This window comes from Janthinobacterium sp. EB271-G4-3-2, from assembly GCF_020858035.1.
GTDB lineage: Bacteria > Pseudomonadota > Gammaproteobacteria > Burkholderiales > Burkholderiaceae_D > Janthinobacterium > Janthinobacterium aestuarii.
The window spans coordinates 31755-52977 of record NZ_JACYMG010000005.1; the positions used below are offsets into that span (position 1 = coordinate 31755).

The window sequence follows — 21223 nt, forward strand, 5'->3', positions numbered from 1 at the left end:
GCCGTGGCAGAAAAAGTACAATTGCGCCCCCATCCTCATTAAAATGGATGCTTCTTCCTCCCATATCGAAAGTTGTCATGCAGAGTAAAAAGCCCGACGCGGCAAGACTGGACAAGATCGTGGCCGAAGCGCGCCGCGCCGCCGACCAGCGCGAGAGCGGCTACCGCGAGCGCTCGCTGAAGATGTATCCGTGGGTATGCGGCCGCTGCATGCGCGAATTTACGCGCGCCAACGTGCAGCAGCTGACCGTGCACCACCGCGACCACAACCACGACAACAATCCGCCCGACGGCAGCAACTGGGAACTGCTGTGCTTGTATTGCCACGACAATGAACACTCGCGCTACCTGGAAGCGGACCGTGGCGCCGGCCTGCTGTCGGCCGAGGTGGCGCCCGCCACGCACAATCCGTTTGCCGCACTGGCGGGCCTGATCAAGAAAAAGGACTGAGCGGGCTGCCCGCTTCCCCATGCGCATCCTGCTGACCGAAGACGACCCGCAGTTGGGCCGCGCCACGCAGATCGGCCTGGAACAGGGCGGCTACGCCGTCGACTGGGTCACGAGCGCCGAACACGCGCACACGGCCGTGCGCCTGCACGACTATGGCTGCATCCTGCTCGACCTGGGCCTGCCCGGGCAGGACGGCATGCAGGCGCTGGGCGTGCTGCGCGATAACGGCTACAGCGGCGCCGTGCTGGTCGTCACGGCGCGCGACCAGGTGGGCGAGCGCATCGCCGGCCTCGACGCGGGCGCCGACGACTTCATCGTGAAACCGTTCGACCTCGACGAGCTGGCCGCGCGCATCCGCAGCGCCTGCCGCCGCGCCGCCGGCCGCCTGCGCGAAAACCTCGTGCACGGCGACCTGGCGCTCGATATCGCGGACCGGCAGGTGACGCAACGGGGCGTGCCCGTGACCCTGACGGTGAAGGAATTTCGCATCCTGCAACTGCTGCTGGAACACGGCGGCCGGGTGCTGAGCCGGGAACAGCTGGAGAAAAACCTGTACAGCTGGGGCGGCGAGGTGGAAAGCAACGCCGTGCAAGTGCATATCCACCACCTGCGCAAGAAGCTGGGGCGGGACTTGATACGCACCGTGCATGCGGTCGGTTATTGCATCGACAAGCCGAAAGCGGCCTGACAAAGAAAACGGGCCGCCCTGAGGCAGCCCGTTGTGCTCTATGGCTGGTCAGCCATCAACTCATCAAAAATCGACGGTGGCCGACAGCCACAGACGGCGTCCGTCCAGGCTGTTGACATAGCGGTTGGCGTAGGTCAATGCCGGTGCGCGGTACGGCTGGTAGTCGATGAAGTCCTTGTTGAGCAGGTTGTACACGGCCGCGTTCAGGGTCACGCGCTTGTTCAGCTGGTAACTGGTGCCCAGGTGCAGCATGGTGTAGCCCTTGTAGTCGCCCAGCGCAGCCTTGGCGGCGCGCGTGGAAGCCGAGGTGCCCGGATCGCGGAAGCGCTCGCTGCGGTACTCGGCGCGCAGCCAGCCGTTCCATTCGCGCGAGATATCCCACGAGAGGCGCGCATTGACAGCGTGCTTGGGCGTGTCGCTCAAGGGCTTGCCCGCGTTGCTGCCACTCTTCTGTTCGCTTTCCGTGTACGTGTAGTTGGCGCTGGCCGACAAGGTCTTGCCCAGCGGGAAGCGCGTGTTCAGCTCGACGCCGCGTGTGACGGCCTCATCCACGTTGACGGACTGGCCAAACGCGTCGACGTTGGGCCAGTTGCCGAAGCTGACGCAGCCGGGACGGTTCGGCGACGGACGGTAGTCGCAGTTGACGAGGCCGGTGCCCGTCGTGATCTTGTCCTTGAATTCGTTGTTGAACAGGGAGCCGCTGGCCGTCCAGCCGGCCAGGTTGTCGAAATACGCGCCGATTTCCGTGGTCGTGCTCGTTTCCGGCTTCAAGTCCGGGCTGCCGACGAGGGGGATCGTGCCCTGGCCGCCGAAACCGTTGATGCCGGGCGACAGTTGCTCCACGCGCGGCGTCTTGTAGCCCTTGCTGATGCCGCCTTTGACGGTCCAGCTCGGCGTCGCGTTCCACACGGCATACGCGCGGGGGCTGGTCTGGCCGCCGAAGATGCTGTGGTCGTCATAACGGGCGCCAAAGGTCAACGCGACGTTTTCCAGCACTTGCCATTCGTCTTCCACGAACAGGGCTTTTTGCGTGAATTCGAATTTTTTCGGTGCCACGCCATCCGTCATTTCCGCCTTCCACCATTGCGCGCCGACGGTCGCCATGTGCTTGCCCAAAGGCATGACCAGCTTGGTGTCGAACACCTGGCTTTCCACTTCCAGCGTGCGCGCGCTGCCGGCGACGGCGCCGGGCGTGCCTGGCGGAATCGTGCGGCCCAGGGTTTCCGTCTTGTTCACCATGTAGCTGCTGTCCAGGGTGCCGAAGCCGAAGCGGCCCGTGTGCGACAGGGTCCACTGGTCGCGGTTATATTTTTGTTCCGGGCCGTAGCCGCCTTGCACGGTCTTGGTGCCGAGCTGGCCGTTCGAATTGTCGTAGGTCTGGCGTCCCGCGTCCGCGTCGAGGATAACGGTGTGGTAGCGGTTCGGCGTAAAGGCCAGGCGCGCGCCAAAGTTTTCAATGTCCGCACGCACGGGGTTGGCGCCCATGCTGGCTGCCGTACTCCCGCCGGCCGCATTCGGGGAGCGGATATCGGCCGCATCGCGGCGCTGCTTGCTGCCGCGCAGGGACAGGCCCAGCAGGTCGGTGGCGATGGGACCGCTCAGGTAGAAGCGGCCGCTTTTCACGTCGCCGAAGTCCGATTCCTGCTGCACGGTGTAGTCGGCCGAGACGGAGCCCATCCACTGCTTGCCCACCTTGCGCGTGATGATGTTGATCACGCCGCCCATGGCGTCCGAGCCGTACAGGGTCGACATGGGGCCGCGGATGATCTCGATGCGCTCGATGGCGGCCAGCGGCGGCATGAAACTCGTTTGCGTGCCACCGAAGCCGTTCGGCGTGACATTGCCGGCCGCGTTCTGGCGCCGTCCGTCAATCAGCACCAAGGTGTAGTCGCTGGGCATGCCGCGGATGCTGATATTCATGCCGCCCGTCTTGTCGCCCGCCGCACCCACGTCGATGCCTTCCACGCTTTCCAGCGCCTGCGTCAGGTTGCCGAAGCGCTCCTTCGACAGTTCCTGGCGCGTCAGCACCGTGATCGAGGCGGGCGCCTGCTTGATATCCTGCTCGAAACCGGAGGCGGAGACCACCACTTCCGGCATGCTGGCAGGCGCGCCCGTCTGGGCGTGCGCCGGCAGGCAGGACAGGGCGGCCACGGCCAGGGCCAGGGTGGTGGGACGCGGCAGGCGCGCGCGGCGGGTGCTGTTGGACATGCAAACTCCTGAGGGTGGATGAGTTATTGGCGTATGTTGCTGGTGTCGGCTAATGGGAATCATTGACGCAATAAGAATCATTTACAATTGCGCCCATGGCTACCCAAAAAATATTTCGCTCCGGATCTTGCGCAGAAGTTCTTAAGAGATTCTTAACGGCTGGCGGTGGCGTGAAAACCTGGTCCTTGCGGCGCACCCTGCTGGCCGTGCTGCTGGGCCTGACCCTGGCCCTGTGGGTGGGCAGCGCCGCCATCGTGTACGTGGAAGCGCGCCGTGAAAGCCAGGAATTGTTCGACCAGTCGCTGATCGAGACGGGCCATTTGCTGCTGTCGCTGGTGGAAAAGGATGCACGCAAACACGGCTTGACGGGTCCCATCGACGTGCCGCTGCGAGGCCATCCGAATCCCCACCAGTATTTGCTGTTCAAGGTGCGCGACGCGCAGCAGCGCGTGCTGTACCGCAATGACGCGGCGACCGACATCGCCCTGTCGCGCAGCGCGCCGGACGGCCTGTCCTGGACCAGCATAGCCGGCCAGCGCTGGCGTCTGTTTTCGCTGTGGGACCCGCAGCGCAGCCTGCAGCTGCTGGTGGCCGAGCCGACCAGCCACCGCGACGACATCAGCCGCGGCTTTTTTTACCGTATCGCGCTGTTCGGCCTGTTGCTGGTGGCGCTGGCCACGATTGCCATCTGGTGGAGCATCCACCGCGTGTTTCGCGTGTTGCAGGCGTCGGCCGATGAAGTGTCGGCGCGCACACCCGATGAACTGGCCGACGTCAGGCTCGCTGGCGCCCCTGCCGAGCTGCACCCGCTGCTGCTGGAAATTAACCGCCTGTTCGGCAGGGTGCGTCAAAGCCGCGACAACGAGCAGCGCTTTACGGCCGATGCGGCGCACGAATTGCGCACGCCGCTGGCCGCCATCAAGACCAATCTGCAAGTGCTGCAGCGGGCCCGCAGCGCGGACGAACGCGAGGAATTCATCGCCGCCCTGGGCGCCAGCGTGGAGCGCGCCACGCGCCTCGTCAACCAGTTGCTGGCGCTGGCGCGGCTCGATCCGCAGTCGCAGGCGCACGATACTGTACTGGCGCTGGCGCCGGGCGACCTGGCGCACCTGCTGGCGCAGCAGGGCGGGCAATGGCAGGCGCTGGCCGCGCCGTATCGGTTGTCGCTGAACGTGAACATGGCGCCGGCGCCGTGCGCGCTGCATGCGGACAGCTTGCACATGCTGCTGCGCAACCTGGTCGAGAATGCGCTGCGCTACACGCCTGCGCCGGGCGTTGTGGCCGTCAGCTGCGGCGTGGAGGCGGGGCGCAGCTACCTGCGCGTGGCCGATACGGGGCCGGGCATCGCGCAGGAATTGCATGAGCGGGTGTTCGAGCGTTTTGTGCGTCTGGGCGGCGCGCAGCTGCCCGGCAGCGGCCTGGGCCTGTCCATCGTGCGCCGCATCGCCGAACGGCATGGCGCGGACATTGTCCTGGGCGCCGGGCTGCAGGGCAGGGGGCTGGCCGTGACCTTGCTCTTCCCGCCGCGTAGCGTGGCTGCCGGCTGCGCGATCCGATAGCGATAAAACGCACAATGCGCGGGCAGAATGCGGTATCTTTCTGTTATGCACAGACCAGACAAGCACCCGCCTTCCGACCTCCCTCCGCTCTCCCTGGCCGCCGCGCGCGCCTTGCACCTGGCCGCGCAGGGCTTGCTGCAGGCGCGCCGCAAGAAAGCCGTGAAGGCCGACGTGCTGGCCGCCGTGCGCCAGATGGGCGTGCTGCAGATCGACACCATCCACGTGGTGGCGCGCAGTCCCTACCTGGTGCTGTGGAGCCGGCTGGGCGACTATCCGCAGCCGTGGCTCGAGCAATTGCTGGCCGAGGGCGCGCTGTTCGAATACTGGGCGCATGAAGCGTGCTTCGTGCCCATCGAAGACTATGGCTTGTACCGCCACCGCATGCTGGACCCGGCCGCCATGGGCTGGAAGTATTCCGTCAAATGGATGGCCGAGCAGGGCGAGGCCGTCGCTTCGGTGCTCGAACATATCCGCGCCAACGGCGCCGCGCGTTCGGCCGATTTTGAGCGCACGGATGGCCAGGCGGGCGGCTGGTGGAGCTGGAAGCCGGAAAAGCGCTCGCTCGAAGTCTTGTTTACCTCGGGCGTGCTGATGATCGCCAAGCGCCATCAGTTCCAGCGCTATTACGACCTGGCCGAACGGGTGCTGCCGGGCTGGCACGACGGCTTGCTGCCGCCCGAAGAACAGGTGCGCCGGCGCCTGCTGCTGGCCAGCGTGAAGGCGCTGGGCCTGGCGCGCGCCAGCTGGATCAGCGACTACTTCCGCACCAAACAGCCGCGCGCCAGCCTGGCGCACGATTTGCAGGCGCTGGTGGACGAGGGGGCGCTGCTGCGCTGCACGGTAGCTGGCTGGGACGATGCGGTTTACGTGCATGCCGACCACGCGGAATTGGCGCACGCCGCCGCCGCCGGCAAGCTGGCGCCCACCCTGACGACGATATTGTCGCCGTTCGATCCCGTCGTCTGGGACCGGCGCCGCGCGCTGGAATTGTTCGGCTTTGACTACCGGCTGGAATGCTATACGCCCGCTGAAAAACGCCGCTACGGCTACTTCACCTTGCCGATCTTGCGCCGTGGCGCGCTCGTGGGACGGCTGGACGCCAAGGCGCACCGCGCGCAGGGGCGCTTCGAAATCAAGTCGCTGGCGCTGGAAGACGGCGTGCGCGTCAGCCCCCGCCTGGTGCAGGACGTGGCGGGCGCCGTGCGGCGCCTGGCGCTCTGGCATGCCTGCCCGGATATTGAGATAGCCCAGGCGCAGCCGGCAGCCTTCGGTGCGCTGCTGGCCGAGGCGCTGCACGACGGCGGCGCCGCCGCAAGGCGGGCCGCATGATGCTGCCGCCGGCTCCTTCCCACCTGCTCGACGCCGGTGGTCAGCCATGTTTTGGCCGCTATACGGGCCAGCTGGACGCTTTCGACTGGGCCGCGCTGGCGCCGCCCTATGCGCGCGGCGGCCTCTGGCGCTTGTTCCACCACAAGCGCTGGCATTATGTGGCCCTGTCGACACCAGCCGTATTTTGCGGCGTGGCCATCGTCGACCTGGGCTGGACCAGCACGGCCTTCGCGTATGCCTTCGACCGCCACAAGGGCAAGATCGTGGCGACCTTTTCGCAGGATGGCATCCCCGGCCTGTGCGCATCGGTGGCGCCGCATGCGGGCGCCAGCAGCCGTTTCCGTTTCTTGTCGCAAAAAATCAGCATCGAGGCCCAGCCGCAGCAGCGCTACCGTTTGCGGCTCAATTGCGGCCATTTCGGCATCGATGCGGAATGGGGCCCGCCCGTGGCGCCCACCTTGCTGGCCATCGGTCCCGTGGGCGAGGGCGGCAGCGTGCACGCGACGCAAAAGTCGGGCGGTCTGCCCTTGTGGGGCACCGTGCGCTGCGGCGCCGTCGGCTACAGTTTGGACGATGGCGTGGCCAGCTTCGATTATTCGAACGGACTGCTGGCGCGCGAGACGGAATGGCGCTGGGCTTCGGCGCACAGCCTGGACCTCGGATTCAATCTGCAGGCCGGCTATTTCGGCGCGCATGAAAACGCGCTGTGGCTCGATGGCCAGCTGTATCCGCTGGGCCGCGCGCATTTCGATTTCAATCCCGACAATCCGCTGGCGCCCTGGCATGTGTGGACGGACGACGATTTGCTCGACCTGCACTTCAAGCCGGAAGGCGCGCGGCGCGAAGACAAAAACCTGTGGATCGCCGCCAGCCGCTACATCCAGCCCATCGGCACGTTCAGCGGCTGGGTGCGCACCAGCGCGGAGTCTCCCAAGCGCATCGTGGCGCAGCTGGCGGGCGTGACGGAAAGCCACCGCTCGCGCTGGTAAGCGCGTGATTTTTTGCGAAACGCGCGACAAGGTCAAGTTTTTTTGGCAACGCATCCTATACACTGGGACGTGACCAAGCCGCTCCGGCAAACCATGAGGCCAGAACATGAGTATCCGTAATCTCGACAAGCTGTTCAAGCCGGCCTCGGTGGCCCTGATCGGCGCCACGGCGCGCGAGCGCAAGCTGGGCGCCATCGCCCTGTACAACCTGCTGGGCGGCGGCGACCAAGGCGCGCAGTACAAAGGTGATCTTTGGCCCGTCAATCCCAAGTACGACGAACTGATGGGCCTGAAATGCTACCGCAAGCTGGCGCACTTGCCGAAGGCGCCGGACCTGGCCATCATCTGCACGCCGCCCGCCACCATCACGGCGCTGATCCGCGAACTGGGCGCGCTGGGCACGCGCGCGGCCATCGTCATGACGTCGGGCCTCGACCCCGTGCGCGAGCAGTCGCTGCGCCTGGCCATGCTGAAGGCGGCAAAACCGCATTTGCTGCGCATCCTGGGGCCCAACAGCATGGGGCTGCTGGTGCCGAAACTGGGCTTGAACGCCAGCTTCGCCCATGTCGGCGCGACGAACGGCAAGATCGCCTTCGTGTCGCAGTCGGGCGCGCTCGTGTCGGGCGTGCTTGACTGGGCCAACGCGCACGGCGTGGGCTTTTCCAAGTTCATTTCGCTCGGCGCCAGCTACGACATCGATTTCGGCGACCTGCTCGACTACCTGGCCGGCGACATCGACACGGCCGCCATCCTGCTGTACATGGAAGATATCCAGGCGGCGCGCAAATTCATGTCCGCCGCGCGGGCGGCCGCGCGCAGCAAACCCGTGATCGTCCTGAAAGCGGGGCGCGAGGCGGAAGGCGCGGCCATGGCGGCCTGGCATACGGGCGCGCTGGCGGGTTCCGACGCCGTGTACGACGCGGCCATCCGCCGCGCCGGCATGCTGCGCGTGTATTCGGCCGAAGAACTGTTCGACGCCGTGGAAACCCTCACGCACATCCGCTCGCAGCGCGGCGAGCGCCTGGCGATCCTGTGCAACGGCGGCGGCCTGGGCGTGATGGCGACCGATGCGCTGGTGAGCGGCGGCGGCAAGCTGGCCGAGCTGTCGCCCGACACCGTGATCGCGCTGGAAAAGGCGCTGCCACGCGGCTGGTCGCACGACAACCCCGTGGGCTTGCCCGGCGACGCGGCCGTGCAGCGCTATGCCGACGCCATCAAGCCGCTGCTCGACGAGCCGCAGGCGGACGCCTTGCTGCTGCTGCACGCGCCCACGGCCATGGTCTCGTCGATCGACATCGCCGAAGCCGTCACGCCGCTGATCAAGGCCACCTCGCGCACGGTGCTGTCATGCCTGCTGGGCGGCACCACCGTGGCGCCCGCGCGCCAGGTCTTCAACCGGGCCGGCATTCCCACCTACGACACGCCGGAAAAGGCCGTGCATGGCTTCATGCAGATCGTGCAGTACCGGCGCAACCAGGAAACCCTGATGCAGGTGCCGGCGCAGTTGCCCATGTCGGCCACGCCGCGCCGCGCGCGCGTGCGCGAAATCGTCGCCGCCGCGCTGGCGGCCGGCCAGACGGTGCTCGGCGAATGCCGCTCGAAAGAGATTTTGGCCGCCTACGGCATTCCCGTCGCCACCACGCGCATGGCGGCCGACGTGGAAGAGGCGCTGGCCGTGGCGGCCGACATCGGCTATCCCGTCGCGCTGAAGATCCATTCGCCCGACATCGCCCACAAATCCGACGTGGGCGGCGTGGCGCTCGACCTCGACACGCCCGACATCCTGCGCACGGCCGCCGCCGCCATGCTCAAGCGCGTGCGCCGCATGCGGCCCGACGCGCTGATCGACGGCTTCACGGTGCAGCAGATGGCGCGCCGGCCGCAATCGCATGAACTGATCGTCGGCGTGACGACCGACGCCGCCTTCGGCCCCGTGATCCTCGTGGGGCAGGGCGGCATCGCCGTGGAAGTGACGGCCGATCACGCCATCGGCCTGCCGCCGCTGAACATGGTGCTGGCGCGCGACATGCTGGCGCGCACGCGCGTGTCGAAACTGCTGGCCGGCTACCGCAACCAGCCGCCGGCCGACATCGACGCCATCTGCTACACCCTGATCCAGGTGGCCGAACTGGTGGCCGACATCGGCGAGCTGGCCGAACTCGATATCAACCCGCTGGTGGCCGACGCCGATGGCGTGATCGCCCTCGACGCGCGCATCCGCTTGCAACCGGGCCAGCAGCGCGACCGTCTGGCCATCCGCCCGTATCCGCAGGAACTGGAAGAGCAGGTGACGTGGATGGACCAGCCGATTTTGCTGCGCCCCATCCGCCCCGAAGACGCGCCGCAGCACCTGGACCTGTTCCACGCGCTGGACCCGGACGACGTGCGCCTGCGCTTCTTTACGTCCATGCGCGAGCTGCCCGTGTCGCAGCTGGCGCGCCTGACGCAGATCGATTACGACCGCGCCATGGCCTTCATCGCCACGCACACGGGCCCGGACGGCAAGCCGGAAACCCTGGGCGTGGTGCGCGCCGTGGCCGACCCGGACAACATCCACGCCGACTTCGCCATCGCCGTGCGCTCGGCCCTGAAAGGCAAGGGACTGGGCCACATCCTGTTTGAGAAGCTCGTCGACTACTTCCGCAGCCGTGGCACGGAAGCGCTGGTGGGCGAGGCCATGGCGCGCAACAAGGGCATGCAGCGGCTGGTGAAAAGCTTTGGCGGGGACGTCACGCCATCGGAAGAGCCTGGCGTTGTCAATCTGCATATCGGCTTGCGCGCGCCGTAAAAGAAAGCGCGGCTGGCCCGCCGCGGGTTTGTGCAGGATCAAACCGGCCGCTGTCGGTAGTCTTTACACTTTCACTTCCAGGATCAGACATCCAGCCCATTTTCGGGAGTGAGTGCATGCTTACGGCAACATATATATTGGTTTCCCTGTCGGTGGAACAGGCCAGCATCCGCATGAGTCTGCTGGCTTTTCAGAAATACATGCATGTGCAGCTGCGCCACCAGAGCAGGCTCAATCTGGCCCAGTTGCAGTATGCGGGCGACTGGCTGAGCCGGCTGTACCAAGGGGGCTACTGGCGCAAGGTGGAGATGTATCTGATCCCCGCCATCCGCCAGGCCGCGCCGCATGCGGACGGTTTGCTCAATGAGCTCAGCGGCTTGAACCATGCGGCGCTGGAAAGCATCAACGTCGTGCAGCAGCGCGCGGGCGCCGCCATCGACCATTCCGAATCGCAGGCCGAGCAGCTGTGCGCGGCCATCGACGCCTTTTGTGCGGCCTTGCTGCAGCGCCTGGAAAAAGAAGAGCGCGAACTGTTCGCGCTGGCGCGCAAGGTCATCGTCGGTGAAACGTGGTTTGCCATCGCCTACCAGTTCCTCGCCCATGACGCGCGCGCGCAGGAAGCGCGCCGTGGCAAGGCGCAGGTGCTGCCCTTTGTTTTGCCGGCAGCCGGCGGCAGCGCCGAAACGATGGCGGATGGCACAGAGTCCGCGTCGCCCGTGCCACCGCAGCCGCTGCGCGCACAGGCTTGAACGGGGAGCGAGCGCACACCCCGTTCGCCCGTTTGCGCCGGGGCCGCGTCCCTGGTTTTGCACTGGCGCTCTCATAGGAGAAATGCCAGCTTGCTCACTATGTTACTGATTTGGTAACTTGTACATACCTGTCCGATGCAATACCCCGGGCTTTGTTATGATGGTGGTTTTGATCCACGCGAAACCCGTCATGTTCGAATTTCTCTTCAAGCGTTCTGCCAGCAAGACTGCCGCACCCGATCCTGTCGTGGCAGAACAGGCCGCCGCCTCGGCGCAGAGCGCATCGCGCCGCGCCGAACAGGTTGCGCGTGCCCATGCTGTGGCCGGCGACGAAGCCGCCGCTGCCGATTTCATCATGTCCAGCGAATTTGCCGATGCCCGTCTGATCGCGGCCGAACACGTCCACGCCTTGCCCTTGCTGGAAAAAGTCCACCACGCCATGCGCAACACGGACCGCCGCGTTGCCAAACTGATGCAGGGCCGCATCGACTTGATCCGCCACCAGGCAGCCGAGACGCAACGCGCCCAGGCCAGCATCGCCACGGCCCAGCGCCTGTTGAACGATGAAAAACTGAGCCCGAACCAGGTGGCCGAGCTGGACCGCCAATGGCAAGTCATCAAGGCCACGCCCGAGCTGGCGACGGCGTTTGCCGCCGCGCGCGCCGCGCTGGCCGCCCGCCTGGAAGCGCAAGTGGGGCTGCAGCGTGCCGTGATCGACGCCGTCGCCGCCGCGCGCGCCTTGGCTGCCAGCGGCCAGTCCGCCGGCGAGCTGGCGCAGGCGCTGGCCCGCCTGGACGCGGAACATGCGCAGCATGCGCAATCGCCCGAGCGCGCCTCCTTGCCGAAACACCTGGAAACCGATTTCACGCAGGCGCGCGAGCAGGCGCAGTCCGCCTTGCAGGCGCTGCAGCAGCACCAGGCCGTGTTCGACGCGCGCCAGGCCGCGCTGGCCGAATGGCAGGCGCAGGACGCCGCCACCCTCGACGTGGATGTCTTGAAACGCGCATGGCAAGCCTTGCCGCGCCTGCCCGAGTCGCCATTGTCCGACAGCTTGCAGCAGCAATTTGCGGCCGTGCTGGCCAGCGCGCCGGCGCCCGTGCAAGCGACGACGGAGGCCGCAGCGGCCCATGCCGAGCCTGTATCTATACCTGTATTACGCAAGCCGCGCCAGGAACACGCGCCCGTGTCGAAAGAAGCGACGGAGCAATTCTTCAAGACGCTCGACGCCATGGAAGCGGCCCTGCAGGATGGCTTGCTGCACGTGGCGTCCGAACACGACAAGACTTTGCGCGACACCAAGCACGGCCGTTTGACGCCGGCGCAAGCGGACCGCCTGGCCCATGTGCGCGCAGAGTTCAAGCGCCTGGCCGACTGGGCGCGCTGGGGCGGCAACGTGTCGCGCGAGGAACTGGTCAAGGCGGGCGAGGAATTGCCGGCGCAGCAACTCCCAATGGCCGAGCTGGCCAAGAAAGTGGGCAGCTTGCGCGAGCGCTGGAAGTCGCTCGACACCCTGTCCGGCCCCGCACCGAAGTCCCTGTGGGAACGTTTCGACGCGGCCTGCAGCGTGGCCTATGCGCCGGCGGCCCAGCATTTCAAGCAACTGGCCGAAGAGCGCCACGGCAATGCGGCCAAGGCCCAGGAATTGATCGCGGAAACGGCGGCCCTGGCGGCCGAGGAGAGCACCGACTGGAAACACGTCGCATCCGCCTCGCAGCGCTTGCGCCAGGCGTGGACGCGCCTGGGCACCATCGACCGCAAGGAAAAGAAACGTCTGGATGCGGAATTTGGCGCCGCGCTGGATGCCCTGTCGAAGCCGCTCGATACGCAGCGCCAGATCGAGACGGCGCGCCGCGAACAATTGATCGTCGAAGTGGGCTTGCTCAAGCCGTCAGAGCGCAACACGGTCGACATGCTGAAAGCCTTGCAGGATAAATGGCAGGAACTGGCGAAAGCCTTGCCGCTCGAACGCCGCGCGGAACAGGCGTTGTGGCAGCGTTTCCGCGCCGCCTGCGACGACATCTTCGCCAAGCGCAAGGAAACGGCCCACGCGGCCGACCACGAGCGCCGCGAACACCTGCATGCGCGCGAAGCGCTGTGCGCCGCGCTGGAAACGGCCATCGTGCCCGAGGGCGACGACAAGAGCCGCACCACCTTCATCAACCACTTGCTGCGCGACACGCGCGCCGCCTGGAACGCCACGGGTCCCGTGCCGCGCGCTAGCGAAGCGAAGATCGAGCAGCGTTACCAGGCGGCCGTCGCCGGCGTGCAGGCGCAGGCGGACGCCATCGCCGAACGGGCCGGCGCCGCTCAGGCCAATGCACTGCGCGACAAGCTGCGATTGGTGCAATCGCTGGAAGGTTCACTGGCCGATGGCGCTGGCACCGATGCGCAAGCATGGAGCGAGCGCTGGAGCGCCTTGCCGCCGCTCGACACCCAGTACGAACGCAGCCTGCAGCAGCGCTTTGCCGCCGCCCAGGCCGCGCTGGGCGAGGGCAGCGCCGCCTACGTGCGGCAATTGCAGGCAAACCAGGAGCGCTTGCTCGACGAAGTGTTGCGCCTGGAAATCGTCGCCGGCGTCGACAGCGGCGCCGAGTTTGCCCGCGACCGCCTGAAAATGCAGGTGGAGGTGCTGCAATCGTCGCTGAAATCAGGCCAGAAGCCGCTCACGCAAGTGTCGCAGCTGATGCAGCTGTGCGCGATCGCGGCCGCCACCGATGCGCGCACGGCCAGCCGCATCGAAACCTTGCTGCGCCGTATCGGAGGCAACGTCAAATGAGTACCACCGTGCGCGTCCAGCAAGCTGATTTTGACTTGAGTCAAGAAATCGCACAATTGCGTGCAGGCAACCCCAAGGTGGGCGCCGTCGTCGGCTTCGTCGGCACGGTGCGCGACATGAACGAAGGACTGGACGTGGCGGCCATGGAGCTCGAGCACTATCCGGGCATGACGGAAAAGTCCATTGTAGCCATCGTCGAGCAGGCGCGGGGCCGCTGGCCCCTGTCCGGCGCGCTGGTGATCCACCGTGTAGGCCCCCTGCTGCCGCAGGAGCAGATCGTGCTGGTGGCGGTCTCGGCCGCCCACAGGGGCGAGGCCTTCGCCGCCTGCGAGTTCATCATCGACTACCTGAAGACGGAAGCGCCATTCTGGAAGAAGGAAGACACGCCCGAAGGGGCGCGCTGGGTCGATGCGCGCGACAGCGATGAGACGGCGTTAAACAAGTGGGCCGCAAAAGCAAGCGCCATTTGAAGCGTGCCTGCCCCGCACCGTAGCTTTTGCCCAAATGCATCGGTTTTCTGCTTTGTGTATGCTTGAAAAGTACTCTCTCACCCCAATTTGGTTAACAACTAATTAACCGGGAGCGCTTTTCATGCGACAAGACAAACTCACTACCAAATTACAGGAAGCCCTGGCCGATGCGCAAAGCTTGGCCGTGGGCAATGACAACCCCTATATCGAACCAGTCCATTTGCTGACGGCCCTGTTGAACCAGGACGACGGCGGCGCCCGCTCGCTGTTGCAGCGTGCCGGCGTCAACGTGGGCGGCCTGTCGAAAGCCCTGGGCGCCTCGATCGAACGCTTGCCCAAGGTATCGGGCACGGGCGGCGACGTGCAGGTCAGCCGCGAATTCGTGGCCTTGCTGAACCTGGCAGACAAGGAATCGCAAAAGGCGGGCGACCAGTTCGTCTCCAGCGAAATGGTCTTGCTGGCGATGACGGACGACAAGTCCGACTGCGGCAAGCTGGCGCGCGAAAACGGCCTGACCCGCAAGGCCCTGGAAGCGGCCATCGACGCCGTGCGCGGCGGCAACAAGGTCGATTCGCAAGAGGCCGAAGGCCAGCGCGAAGCCTTGAAAAAATACACCTTGGACCTGACGGAGCGGGCGCGCAAGGGCAAGCTCGACCCCGTGATCGGCCGCGACGATGAAATCCGCCGCACCATCCAGATCCTGCAGCGCCGCAGCAAGAACAATCCCGTGCTGATCGGCGAGCCGGGCGTGGGCAAGACGGCCATCGTCGAAGGCCTGGCGCAGCGCATCGTCAATGGCGAAGTGCCCGAGTCCCTGAAAGGCAAGCGCGTGCTGGCGCTGGACATGGCCGCCCTGGTTGCCGGCGCGAAATTCCGCGGCGAGTTCGAAGAGCGCCTGAAATCCGTGCTGAAGGAACTGGCCATGGATGAAGGGCAAACCATCGTCTTCATCGACGAGATGCACACCATGGTGGGCGCGGGCAAGGCCGACGGCGCGATGGATGCGGGCAATATGCTGAAACCCGCGCTGGCGCGCGGCGAGCTGCACTGCGTGGGCGCGACCACGCTCGACGAGTACCGCAAGTACATCGAGAAGGATGCCGCGCTGGAACGCCGCTTCCAGAAAGTGCTCGTCGACGAACCGACCGTGGAGGCGACGATCGCCATCCTGCGCGGTTTGCAGGATAAATACGCGCTGCACCACAAGGTGGAAATCACGGACGCGGCCATCATTGCCGCGGCGGAATTGTCGCACCGCTACATCACGGACCGCTTCCTGCCCGACAAGGCGATCGATCTGATCGACGAGGCGGCGGCGAAGATCAAGATCGAGATCGATTCGAAGCCGGAAGTGATGGACAAGCTGGAACGCCGTCTGATCCAGCTCAAGATCGAGCGCGAAGCCGTCAAGAAGGAAAAGGACGAAGCATCGTTGCGCCGCCTGGGCCTGATCGAGGAAGAGATCGTCAAGCTGCAGCGCGAATACAATGACTTCGAGGAAATCCTGAAGGCGGAAAAAGCCGTGGTGCAGGGCAGCACGCACATCAAGGAAGAGATCGAGAACGTCAAGCTGCAGATGGAGCAGGCCACGCGCGAGAGCAACTGGCAGAAAGTGTCGGAGCTGCAGTATGGCAAGCTGCCGCAGCTGGAAGCCCAGCTCAAGCAGGCTGACAGCGGCATGCCGAAACTCGACCCCGATCAGCCGAAGCTGCTGCGCACGGAAGTGGGCGCCGAGGAAATCGCCGAAGTGGTGTCGCGCGCGACGGGCATACCCGTGTCGCGCATGATGCAGGGCGAACGCGACAAGCTGCTGCACATCGAAGAGAAGCTGCATGAGCGCGTCGTGGGCCAGGATGAAGCGATCACGGCCGTCGCCGACGCCATCCGCCGCTCGCGCGCCGGCTTGAGCGATCCGAACCGTCCATATGGCTCCTTCATGTTCCTGGGGCCGACCGGTGTCGGCAAGACGGAGCTGAGCAAGGCGCTGGCGACCTTCCTGTTCGATACGGAAGAATCGATGATCCGCATCGACATGAGCGAGTTCATGGAGAAGCATTCCGTGGCCCGTCTGATCGGCGCGCCACCGGGCTACGTGGGCTACGACGAGGGCGGCTACCTGACGGAAGCCGTGCGCCGCAAGCCGTACAGCGTGATTCTGCTGGACGAAGTGGAAAAGGCGCATGCCGACGTTTTCAACGTGCTGCTGCAGGTGCTCGACGACGGACGCATGACGGATGGCCAGGGCCGCACGGTGGACTTCAAGAATACCGTCATCATCATGACCTCGAACCTGGGCTCGCATAAAATCCAGGCGATGGAAAGCGATGATCCCGGTGTCGTGAAGCTGGCCGTGATGGCCGAAGTACGCTCGCACTTCCGTCCCGAGTTCGTCAACCGCATCGACGAAATCGTCGTGTTCCACGGCCTCGACGAGAAAAACATCGGCGCGATCGCGAAGATCCAGCTGAAGATTCTCGAAGAACGCCTGGCGCGCATGGACATGCAGCTGAGCCTGACGGACGCGGCCTTGCAGCAAATCGCCGAAGCGGGCTACGACCCGGTGTATGGCGCCCGTCCTTTGAAGCGGGCGATCCAGCAGCAGATCGAAAATCCGCTGTCGAAGCTGATCCTCGAAGGCCGCTTCGGTCCGAAAGACGAGATCCGCATCGACGCCCAGAACGGCAACCTGGTGTTTACGGGTGCGCAAGTGGGGCTGGACAAGGTGTAATGTTGGCAAAGGCCGGGGTCAGACCCTCGTTATTGTTAGCGCTGAACTTTGCGTTGGCGGTATTGGGGGTCTGACCCCAGCGGTGAAAGCAGGGCGCGATCGGGCTAGACCTGATCGCGCCCTTCTTGCTATCATCGTCACTATTTTCTGACTAATTCCGGAGGCGGTACGATGGCAAACACATGGCAAGCAGGACGGCGCATTGGACTGGGACTGACCTTGGCTGCGGCCATGCTGGCCTTGTCTGCCCAGGCTCAGGCCCAGGAAGAGAAGGTCCTGAACATCTATAACTGGTCGGACTATATCGCCGACGATACGATCAAGAATTTTGAGAAGGAAACGGGCATCAAGGTACGCTACGACGTTTTCGACAACAACGAAATCCTCAATGCGAAACTGGTGGCGGGCAAGTCCGGCTACGACATCGTCGTGCCGACGGCCCAGTGGGCGCGGCTGCAGATCGATGCGGGCCTGCTGCGCAAGCTCGACAAGAGCAAGCTGACGAACCTGGGCAACCTGGACCCGAACCTGCAGGCGAAGCTGTCAAAGATCGACCCGAACAACGATTACCTGGTCGACTGGCTGTGGGGCTACACGACGGTGGGTATCAACGTCAACAAGGTCAAGGCCGCGCTGGGCGGCATGCCCATGCCCGACAACGCGTGGGAACTGATCTTCGACCCGAAATATGCAGCCAAGCTGAAATCGTGCGGCGTGTCCTTCCTCGACTCGCCGTCGGAAGTGCTGCCGGCCGCCCTGCAATACCTGGGCAAGCCCGCGTACTCGAAAACGGCCGCCGATTACCAGGAAGCGGGCAAGGTGCTGCAGGCGATCCGTCCCTACGTGACGCTGTTCAGCTCCTCAGGCTACATCAATGACATGGCCAACGGTTCCGTCTGCGTGGCGCTGGGCTGGTCGGGCGACATCAATATCGCGCGCCAGCGCGCCATCGACGCGAAGAACGGCAATGTGATCCAGGTGCTGGTGCCGAAGACGGCCGCGCTGATGTTCGACACCATGGCCATCCCGGCCGACGCACCGCATCCGAACAATGCGCACCTGTTCATCAACTACATTTTGCGTCCGCAAGTGCATGCCAGCCTGAGCAACAAGGTGTTTTATGCGAATCCGAATCTGGCCAGCATCAAATATGTGCGCAAGGACATCGGCGAGAACAAGGCCATCTTCCTGTCGGACGCGGACAAGCAGCGCATGGCCGCGCCAGAAGCGACCACGGCCGATATCCGCCGGCTGATGACGCGCATCTATACGAAGTTCAAAACGGGAGTATAAAAACGATGATGGCGCGAGGGACGGGCCTGTTTGACCGTCGCTGGCGCCATGCGATAGTGCCGGGGTGAGCGCTACTCGTGATAGCGGTCCATCAGCTTATGGTGGCTGCCGCGCATTTCTTCGACCAGTTCAAAGGCGACAAAGCCGATGATGGCGGCGAAGATGGCGATGAAGAGAAAAACGAGGAAGGTGATTAACATGGTCTTTCAGCCGCCGTTGGACGGCTGTCCGCTGGGTTGCTCAATGTGCGGGAGCAGGGCTCTTGCACGTAGTTGATGCAATTAAACTCTAGCAGATCGGCAGCGCTTTACAAGGCTGCTGAGTTGCGAACGCCACTAGTATTTGTCCCAGCGCACTTTTTGCGCATTTCAATCCGGGGTCAGACCCGGCGGGTCTGACCCCGTGGCCTATTTCACGACCAAATCATGCGCCATCACGGCTTTTAAATAAACGCTGACGGGGTCGCCTGGCTCGCGCTGCGAAAACCACCAGGCGCTGGCCTTGCGCATTTCCCATTCCTGTTCCTCGCCCGTCAGCAGCAGCGCGGCGGCCTGGCCCAAGGTCGGCTGGTGACCGACGATGAGCACGGTTTCCTTGCCGCCGGGCCAGTTGGCCGCCTTCAGGATGTCTTCCGCCTCGGCGCCGGGCGCCAGTTCCGGCATCAGCTTGAACTTGCGCCCCAGCGCTTCCGCCGTTTGCAGGGTGCGCAGGGCGGGGCTGACGAGGATGCGGCAATTTTCCGGTAGTTGCGAGGCCAGCCATTCCCCCATGCGGCGCGCCTGCTTCTGGCCTTTGACGGTCAGGGCGCGTTCGAGGTCGGGGACGCCCGGCTCGGCTTCTGCGTGTCGCCACAAGATGAGATCCATGCTGTACTCCTCTGTGTAGAATTGCCTATTCGCCGACCTCCGCGCCCGGCGTGCCCAGTGTGTGCATCAGGTATTGCTGGGCGCTGAACGGTGTTTGCTTGCCGCGCGGCTTGCGGCGCGCGTAATGGCCGGTCGGCTCCAGTTCCCATGCATTTGTATTATCCTTCAAATACGGATTCAAGCCCTCGGCGATCACGCGCCGTTTCAGCGCCCGGTCCAGCACGGGGAACGCCACTTCCACCCTGCGGAACAGATTACGGCTCATCCAGTCGGCGCTGGCCAGGTAGACATCGTGCGCCAGGTCGTTGCGGAAGTAGTAAATGCGGCTGTGCTCGAGGAAGCGGCCGATCACGGAGCGCACCTTGATGTTTTCCGACAGGCCAGGCACGCCCGGCTTCAGGGTGCAGGCGCCGCGCACGATCAGGTCGATCTTCACTCCATCGGTCGAGGCCGCATACAGGGCGCGGATCACGGATTCATCGACCAGCGCGTTGACTTTCACGATGATGCGTCCGCGCCGGCCTGAACGGGCGATCTTCGCCTCGTTGCGGATGGCCTTGATGATCTCGCTTTGCAGGCCGAACGGCGCCAGCCACAAGTGGTTCAGGTTGTGCGGCTTGGTCAGGCTCGTCAGGTGGATGAAGACTTCATTGACTTCCACGGCCAGGTCCTGGTTGGCCGTCAGCAAACCGAAGTCCGTGTAGAGCTTGGTCGTCGTCGGGTGATAGTTGCCGGTGCCCAAGTGGGCATAGAAGCGCAGCGCGCCTTCTTCGCGGCGGATGACGAGCGCCACCTTGGCATGGGTTTTCAATCCCACGACGCCGTACACGACTTGTGCGCCCGCCTGTTCCAGCTTGTCGGCCCAGTTGATATTGGCTTCTTCGTCGAAACGCGCCATCAATTCAACGATGACGGTTACTTCCTTGCCCATCTTGGCCGCCGTGATCAGCGACTCCATCAGGTCCGAGTTCATGCCCGTGCGGTAGATCGTCTGCTTGATGGCGACGACGGACGGATCGTAGGCGGCGCTGCGGATGAAGTCGATCACCGTCTGGAACGACTGGTACGGGTGGTGCAGCAGGATGTCGTGCTTGCTCAGCGCGGCAAAGATGTCGTTGCCGATGGCTTTATGGGCGAGGCCGGGGAAGAACGGCGGGAAGCGCAGCTCGGGCTGCTTGACGTGGTCGATCATTTCCGACAGGCGCACCAGATTGACGGGGCCGTTGACACGGTACAGCCGGCTTTGATCCAGGCTGAACTGGTCGAGCAGGAATTGCGATAATTCTGGCGGGCAATTGCGGGCCACTTCCAGGCGTACGGAAGTGCCGAACTGGCGGCCGACCAGCTCGCCTTTCAGGGCTTGGCGCAGATTCTTGACTTCATCCTCGTCCACCCACAGGTCGCTGTCGCGCGTGACGCGGAATTGCGAATAGGCAATCACTTCGCGCCCGGCGAACAGGTCGGAAATGTGCGCATGGATGACGGACGACAATAAACAGAAGGACACGCCATCGCCGGAAATCTCGTCCGGCAACTTGATGACACGCGGCAAGACGCGTGGCGCCTTGACGATGGCGATCGCCGTGCCGCGCCCGAACGCATCCTTGCCGCTCAGCGAGACGATGAAATTGAGACTTTTATTGACCACCTGCGGGAATGGGTGGGCCGGGTCGAGGCCGATGGGCGTCAGCAGGGGGCGTACTTCGCGGTCGAAATACTGCTTGACCCAGGCGCGCTGCGCCTCGTTGCGGTCGCTGTCGCGCAGCAAATGCACGCCCGCTTCGCGCAGGGCCGGCAAGACTTCGCTATTTAATATCTCGTACTGGCGTTCCACCAGCGCATGGCATTCCTTGCCGATGCGCTCCAGATTGGCCGCCAGGGCAGGGTGGCCGGCCAGGGAGCCGCCAATGCTGCCGGCCGCCAGCAGGCTGGCCACGCGCACTTCGAAGAACTCATCCATATTACTGCTGACGATGCACAGGTAGCGCAGGCGCTCGAGCAGCGGAATGTTCGGGTCTTCCGCCTGGGCCATCACGCGCCGGTTGAAAGTCAGTTGCGACAGCTCGCGGTCAAGCAGGATGCCCGATTTGGTCACTTCCGTGTGCAGTTCAGGTTTCATATTCTTTTGTCTTTGCAGATAGTTAATTCTAGCCGTATTTCATCATGTATGACGCGTTGTGAGTGTAATCATGAAATATGACGTAAGCGTGACATAAGCTGTCATAAAGCGTCGCCCACGCTGTCATTTTTCGCGCCGAAAATGGCAATCCCCGGGGCGTAGGCAATTATTTCAGGATTTTTTACCCATGTCATAAAGCTGTCATATTCGCT

At 64.4% G+C, this 21223-nt stretch carries 15 protein-coding genes; 11 read left to right on the plus strand and 4 right to left on the minus strand.

All coding sequences use genetic code 11. The features are described from left to right. Nucleotides 1-77 precede the first annotated feature (77 nt). Both IGS55_RS12425 and IGS55_RS12430 read left to right on the plus strand, forming a co-directional pair. Nucleotides 78-449 carry a YajD family HNH nuclease gene (locus IGS55_RS12425; RefSeq protein WP_034755042.1) on the plus strand — a complete coding sequence of 124 codons (372 nt, stop codon included), beginning with the start codon at nucleotides 78-80 and terminating at the stop codon, nucleotides 447-449. 19 nt (nucleotides 450-468) lie between these two features. Continuing rightward, nucleotides 469-1137, plus strand: a complete 669-nt coding sequence (locus IGS55_RS12430; protein ID WP_230518758.1) for a response regulator — start codon at nucleotides 469-471, stop codon at nucleotides 1135-1137. 63 nt (nucleotides 1138-1200) lie between these two features. Here the strand turns inward: IGS55_RS12430 and IGS55_RS12435 are convergent, their stop codons facing one another. Further along, nucleotides 1201-3345, minus strand: coding sequence for a TonB-dependent receptor domain-containing protein (locus IGS55_RS12435; RefSeq protein ID WP_230518759.1), 2145 nt, complete (start codon nucleotides 3343-3345; stop codon nucleotides 1201-1203). A gap of 170 nt (nucleotides 3346-3515) precedes the next feature. On the opposite strand from IGS55_RS12435, the gene IGS55_RS12440 reads away from it, so the two are divergent. The 9 genes from IGS55_RS12440 to IGS55_RS12480 all read left to right on the plus strand — a co-directional run bounded on the left by IGS55_RS12440 (nucleotide 3516) and on the right by IGS55_RS12480 (nucleotide 18026). Beyond that, entirely contained in the window at nucleotides 3516-4904 is a 1389-nt protein-coding gene (locus IGS55_RS12440; protein WP_230518760.1) for a sensor histidine kinase, read from the plus strand. A gap of 45 nt (nucleotides 4905-4949) precedes the next feature. Then, on the plus strand, nucleotides 4950-6233 hold the full coding sequence (locus IGS55_RS12445; protein WP_230518761.1) for a winged helix-turn-helix domain-containing protein: 1284 nt from the start codon (nucleotides 4950-4952) through the stop codon (nucleotides 6231-6233). Then, nucleotides 6230-7222: a DUF2804 domain-containing protein gene (locus IGS55_RS12450; RefSeq protein ID WP_230518762.1), complete on the plus strand. Its 993-nt coding sequence runs from the start codon at nucleotides 6230-6232 to the stop codon at nucleotides 7220-7222. Before IGS55_RS12445 ends, IGS55_RS12450 begins: the two co-directional genes overlap by 4 nt. A gap of 106 nt (nucleotides 7223-7328) precedes the next feature. Continuing rightward, nucleotides 7329-10010, plus strand: coding sequence for a bifunctional acetate--CoA ligase family protein/GNAT family N-acetyltransferase (locus tag IGS55_RS12455; RefSeq protein WP_230518763.1), 2682 nt, complete (start codon nucleotides 7329-7331; stop codon nucleotides 10008-10010). 116 nt (nucleotides 10011-10126) lie between these two features. Beyond that, on the plus strand, nucleotides 10127-10759 hold the full coding sequence (locus IGS55_RS12460) for a hypothetical protein (RefSeq protein ID WP_230518764.1): 633 nt from the start codon (nucleotides 10127-10129) through the stop codon (nucleotides 10757-10759). 190 nt (nucleotides 10760-10949) lie between these two features. Beyond that, complete coding sequence (locus IGS55_RS12465) at nucleotides 10950-13535, plus strand: DUF349 domain-containing protein (RefSeq protein WP_230518765.1); 2586 nt, start codon at nucleotides 10950-10952, stop codon at nucleotides 13533-13535. Continuing rightward, nucleotides 13532-14005 carry a molybdopterin synthase catalytic subunit MoaE gene (gene moaE / locus IGS55_RS12470; RefSeq protein ID WP_230518766.1) on the plus strand — a complete coding sequence of 158 codons (474 nt, stop codon included), beginning with the start codon at nucleotides 13532-13534 and terminating at the stop codon, nucleotides 14003-14005. The genes IGS55_RS12465 and moaE overlap by 4 nt, the downstream gene beginning before the upstream one ends. A gap of 121 nt (nucleotides 14006-14126) precedes the next feature. Beyond that, complete coding sequence (gene clpB / locus IGS55_RS12475) at nucleotides 14127-16733, plus strand: ATP-dependent chaperone ClpB (protein ID WP_230518767.1); 2607 nt, start codon at nucleotides 14127-14129, stop codon at nucleotides 16731-16733. Between the two features lie 171 nt (nucleotides 16734-16904). Beyond that, nucleotides 16905-18026 carry a polyamine ABC transporter substrate-binding protein gene (locus IGS55_RS12480; RefSeq protein ID WP_230518768.1) on the plus strand — a complete coding sequence of 374 codons (1122 nt, stop codon included), beginning with the start codon at nucleotides 16905-16907 and terminating at the stop codon, nucleotides 18024-18026. Nucleotides 18027-18097: 71 nt separating this feature from the next. Here IGS55_RS12480 and IGS55_RS27880 read toward each other — a convergent pair whose 3' ends face one another. From IGS55_RS27880 to ppk1, 3 genes are all read right to left on the minus strand, one after another. Beyond that, nucleotides 18098-18226 carry a hypothetical protein gene (locus IGS55_RS27880; protein WP_256267160.1) on the minus strand — a complete coding sequence of 43 codons (129 nt, stop codon included), beginning with the start codon at nucleotides 18224-18226 and terminating at the stop codon, nucleotides 18098-18100. A gap of 207 nt (nucleotides 18227-18433) precedes the next feature. Then, the gene (sixA, locus tag IGS55_RS12485) at nucleotides 18434-18892 is read right to left on the minus strand and encodes a phosphohistidine phosphatase SixA (RefSeq protein WP_070304180.1); all 459 of its coding nucleotides are present in this window, start codon (nucleotides 18890-18892) and stop codon (nucleotides 18434-18436) included. Between the two features lie 25 nt (nucleotides 18893-18917). After that, the gene (gene ppk1 / locus IGS55_RS12490) at nucleotides 18918-21011 is read right to left on the minus strand and encodes a polyphosphate kinase 1 (protein ID WP_034755061.1); all 2094 of its coding nucleotides are present in this window, start codon (nucleotides 21009-21011) and stop codon (nucleotides 18918-18920) included. Nucleotides 21012-21223: the final 212 nt, after the last annotated feature.

Bases quoted from the DNA above. Each gene is read 5' to 3' on its own strand.
- IGS55_RS12425 (WP_034755042.1), top strand. From the start codon at position 78: ATGCAGAGTAAAAAGCCCGACGCGGCAAGACTGGACAAGATCGTGGCC.
- IGS55_RS12430 (WP_230518758.1), top strand. From the start codon at position 469: ATGCGCATCCTGCTGACCGAAGACGACCCGCAGTTGGGCCGCGCCACG.
- IGS55_RS12435 (WP_230518759.1), bottom strand. From the start codon at position 3,345: ATGTCCAACAGCACCCGCCGCGCGCGCCTGCCGCGTCCCACCACCCTG.
- IGS55_RS12445 (WP_230518761.1), top strand. From the start codon at position 4,950: ATGCACAGACCAGACAAGCACCCGCCTTCCGACCTCCCTCCGCTCTCC.
- IGS55_RS12450 (WP_230518762.1), top strand. From the start codon at position 6,230: ATGATGCTGCCGCCGGCTCCTTCCCACCTGCTCGACGCCGGTGGTCAG.
- IGS55_RS12455 (WP_230518763.1), top strand. From the start codon at position 7,329: ATGAGTATCCGTAATCTCGACAAGCTGTTCAAGCCGGCCTCGGTGGCC.
- IGS55_RS12460 (WP_230518764.1), top strand. From the start codon at position 10,127: ATGCTTACGGCAACATATATATTGGTTTCCCTGTCGGTGGAACAGGCC.
- IGS55_RS12465 (WP_230518765.1), top strand. From the start codon at position 10,950: ATGTTCGAATTTCTCTTCAAGCGTTCTGCCAGCAAGACTGCCGCACCC.
- moaE (WP_230518766.1), top strand. From the start codon at position 13,532: ATGAGTACCACCGTGCGCGTCCAGCAAGCTGATTTTGACTTGAGTCAA.
- clpB (WP_230518767.1), top strand. From the start codon at position 14,127: ATGCGACAAGACAAACTCACTACCAAATTACAGGAAGCCCTGGCCGAT.
- IGS55_RS12480 (WP_230518768.1), top strand. From the start codon at position 16,905: ATGGCAAACACATGGCAAGCAGGACGGCGCATTGGACTGGGACTGACC.
- IGS55_RS27880 (WP_256267160.1), bottom strand. From the start codon at position 18,226: ATGTTAATCACCTTCCTCGTTTTTCTCTTCATCGCCATCTTCGCCGCC.
- sixA (WP_070304180.1), bottom strand. From the start codon at position 18,892: ATGGATCTCATCTTGTGGCGACACGCAGAAGCCGAGCCGGGCGTCCCC.
- ppk1 (WP_034755061.1), bottom strand. From the start codon at position 21,011: ATGAAACCTGAACTGCACACGGAAGTGACCAAATCGGGCATCCTGCTT.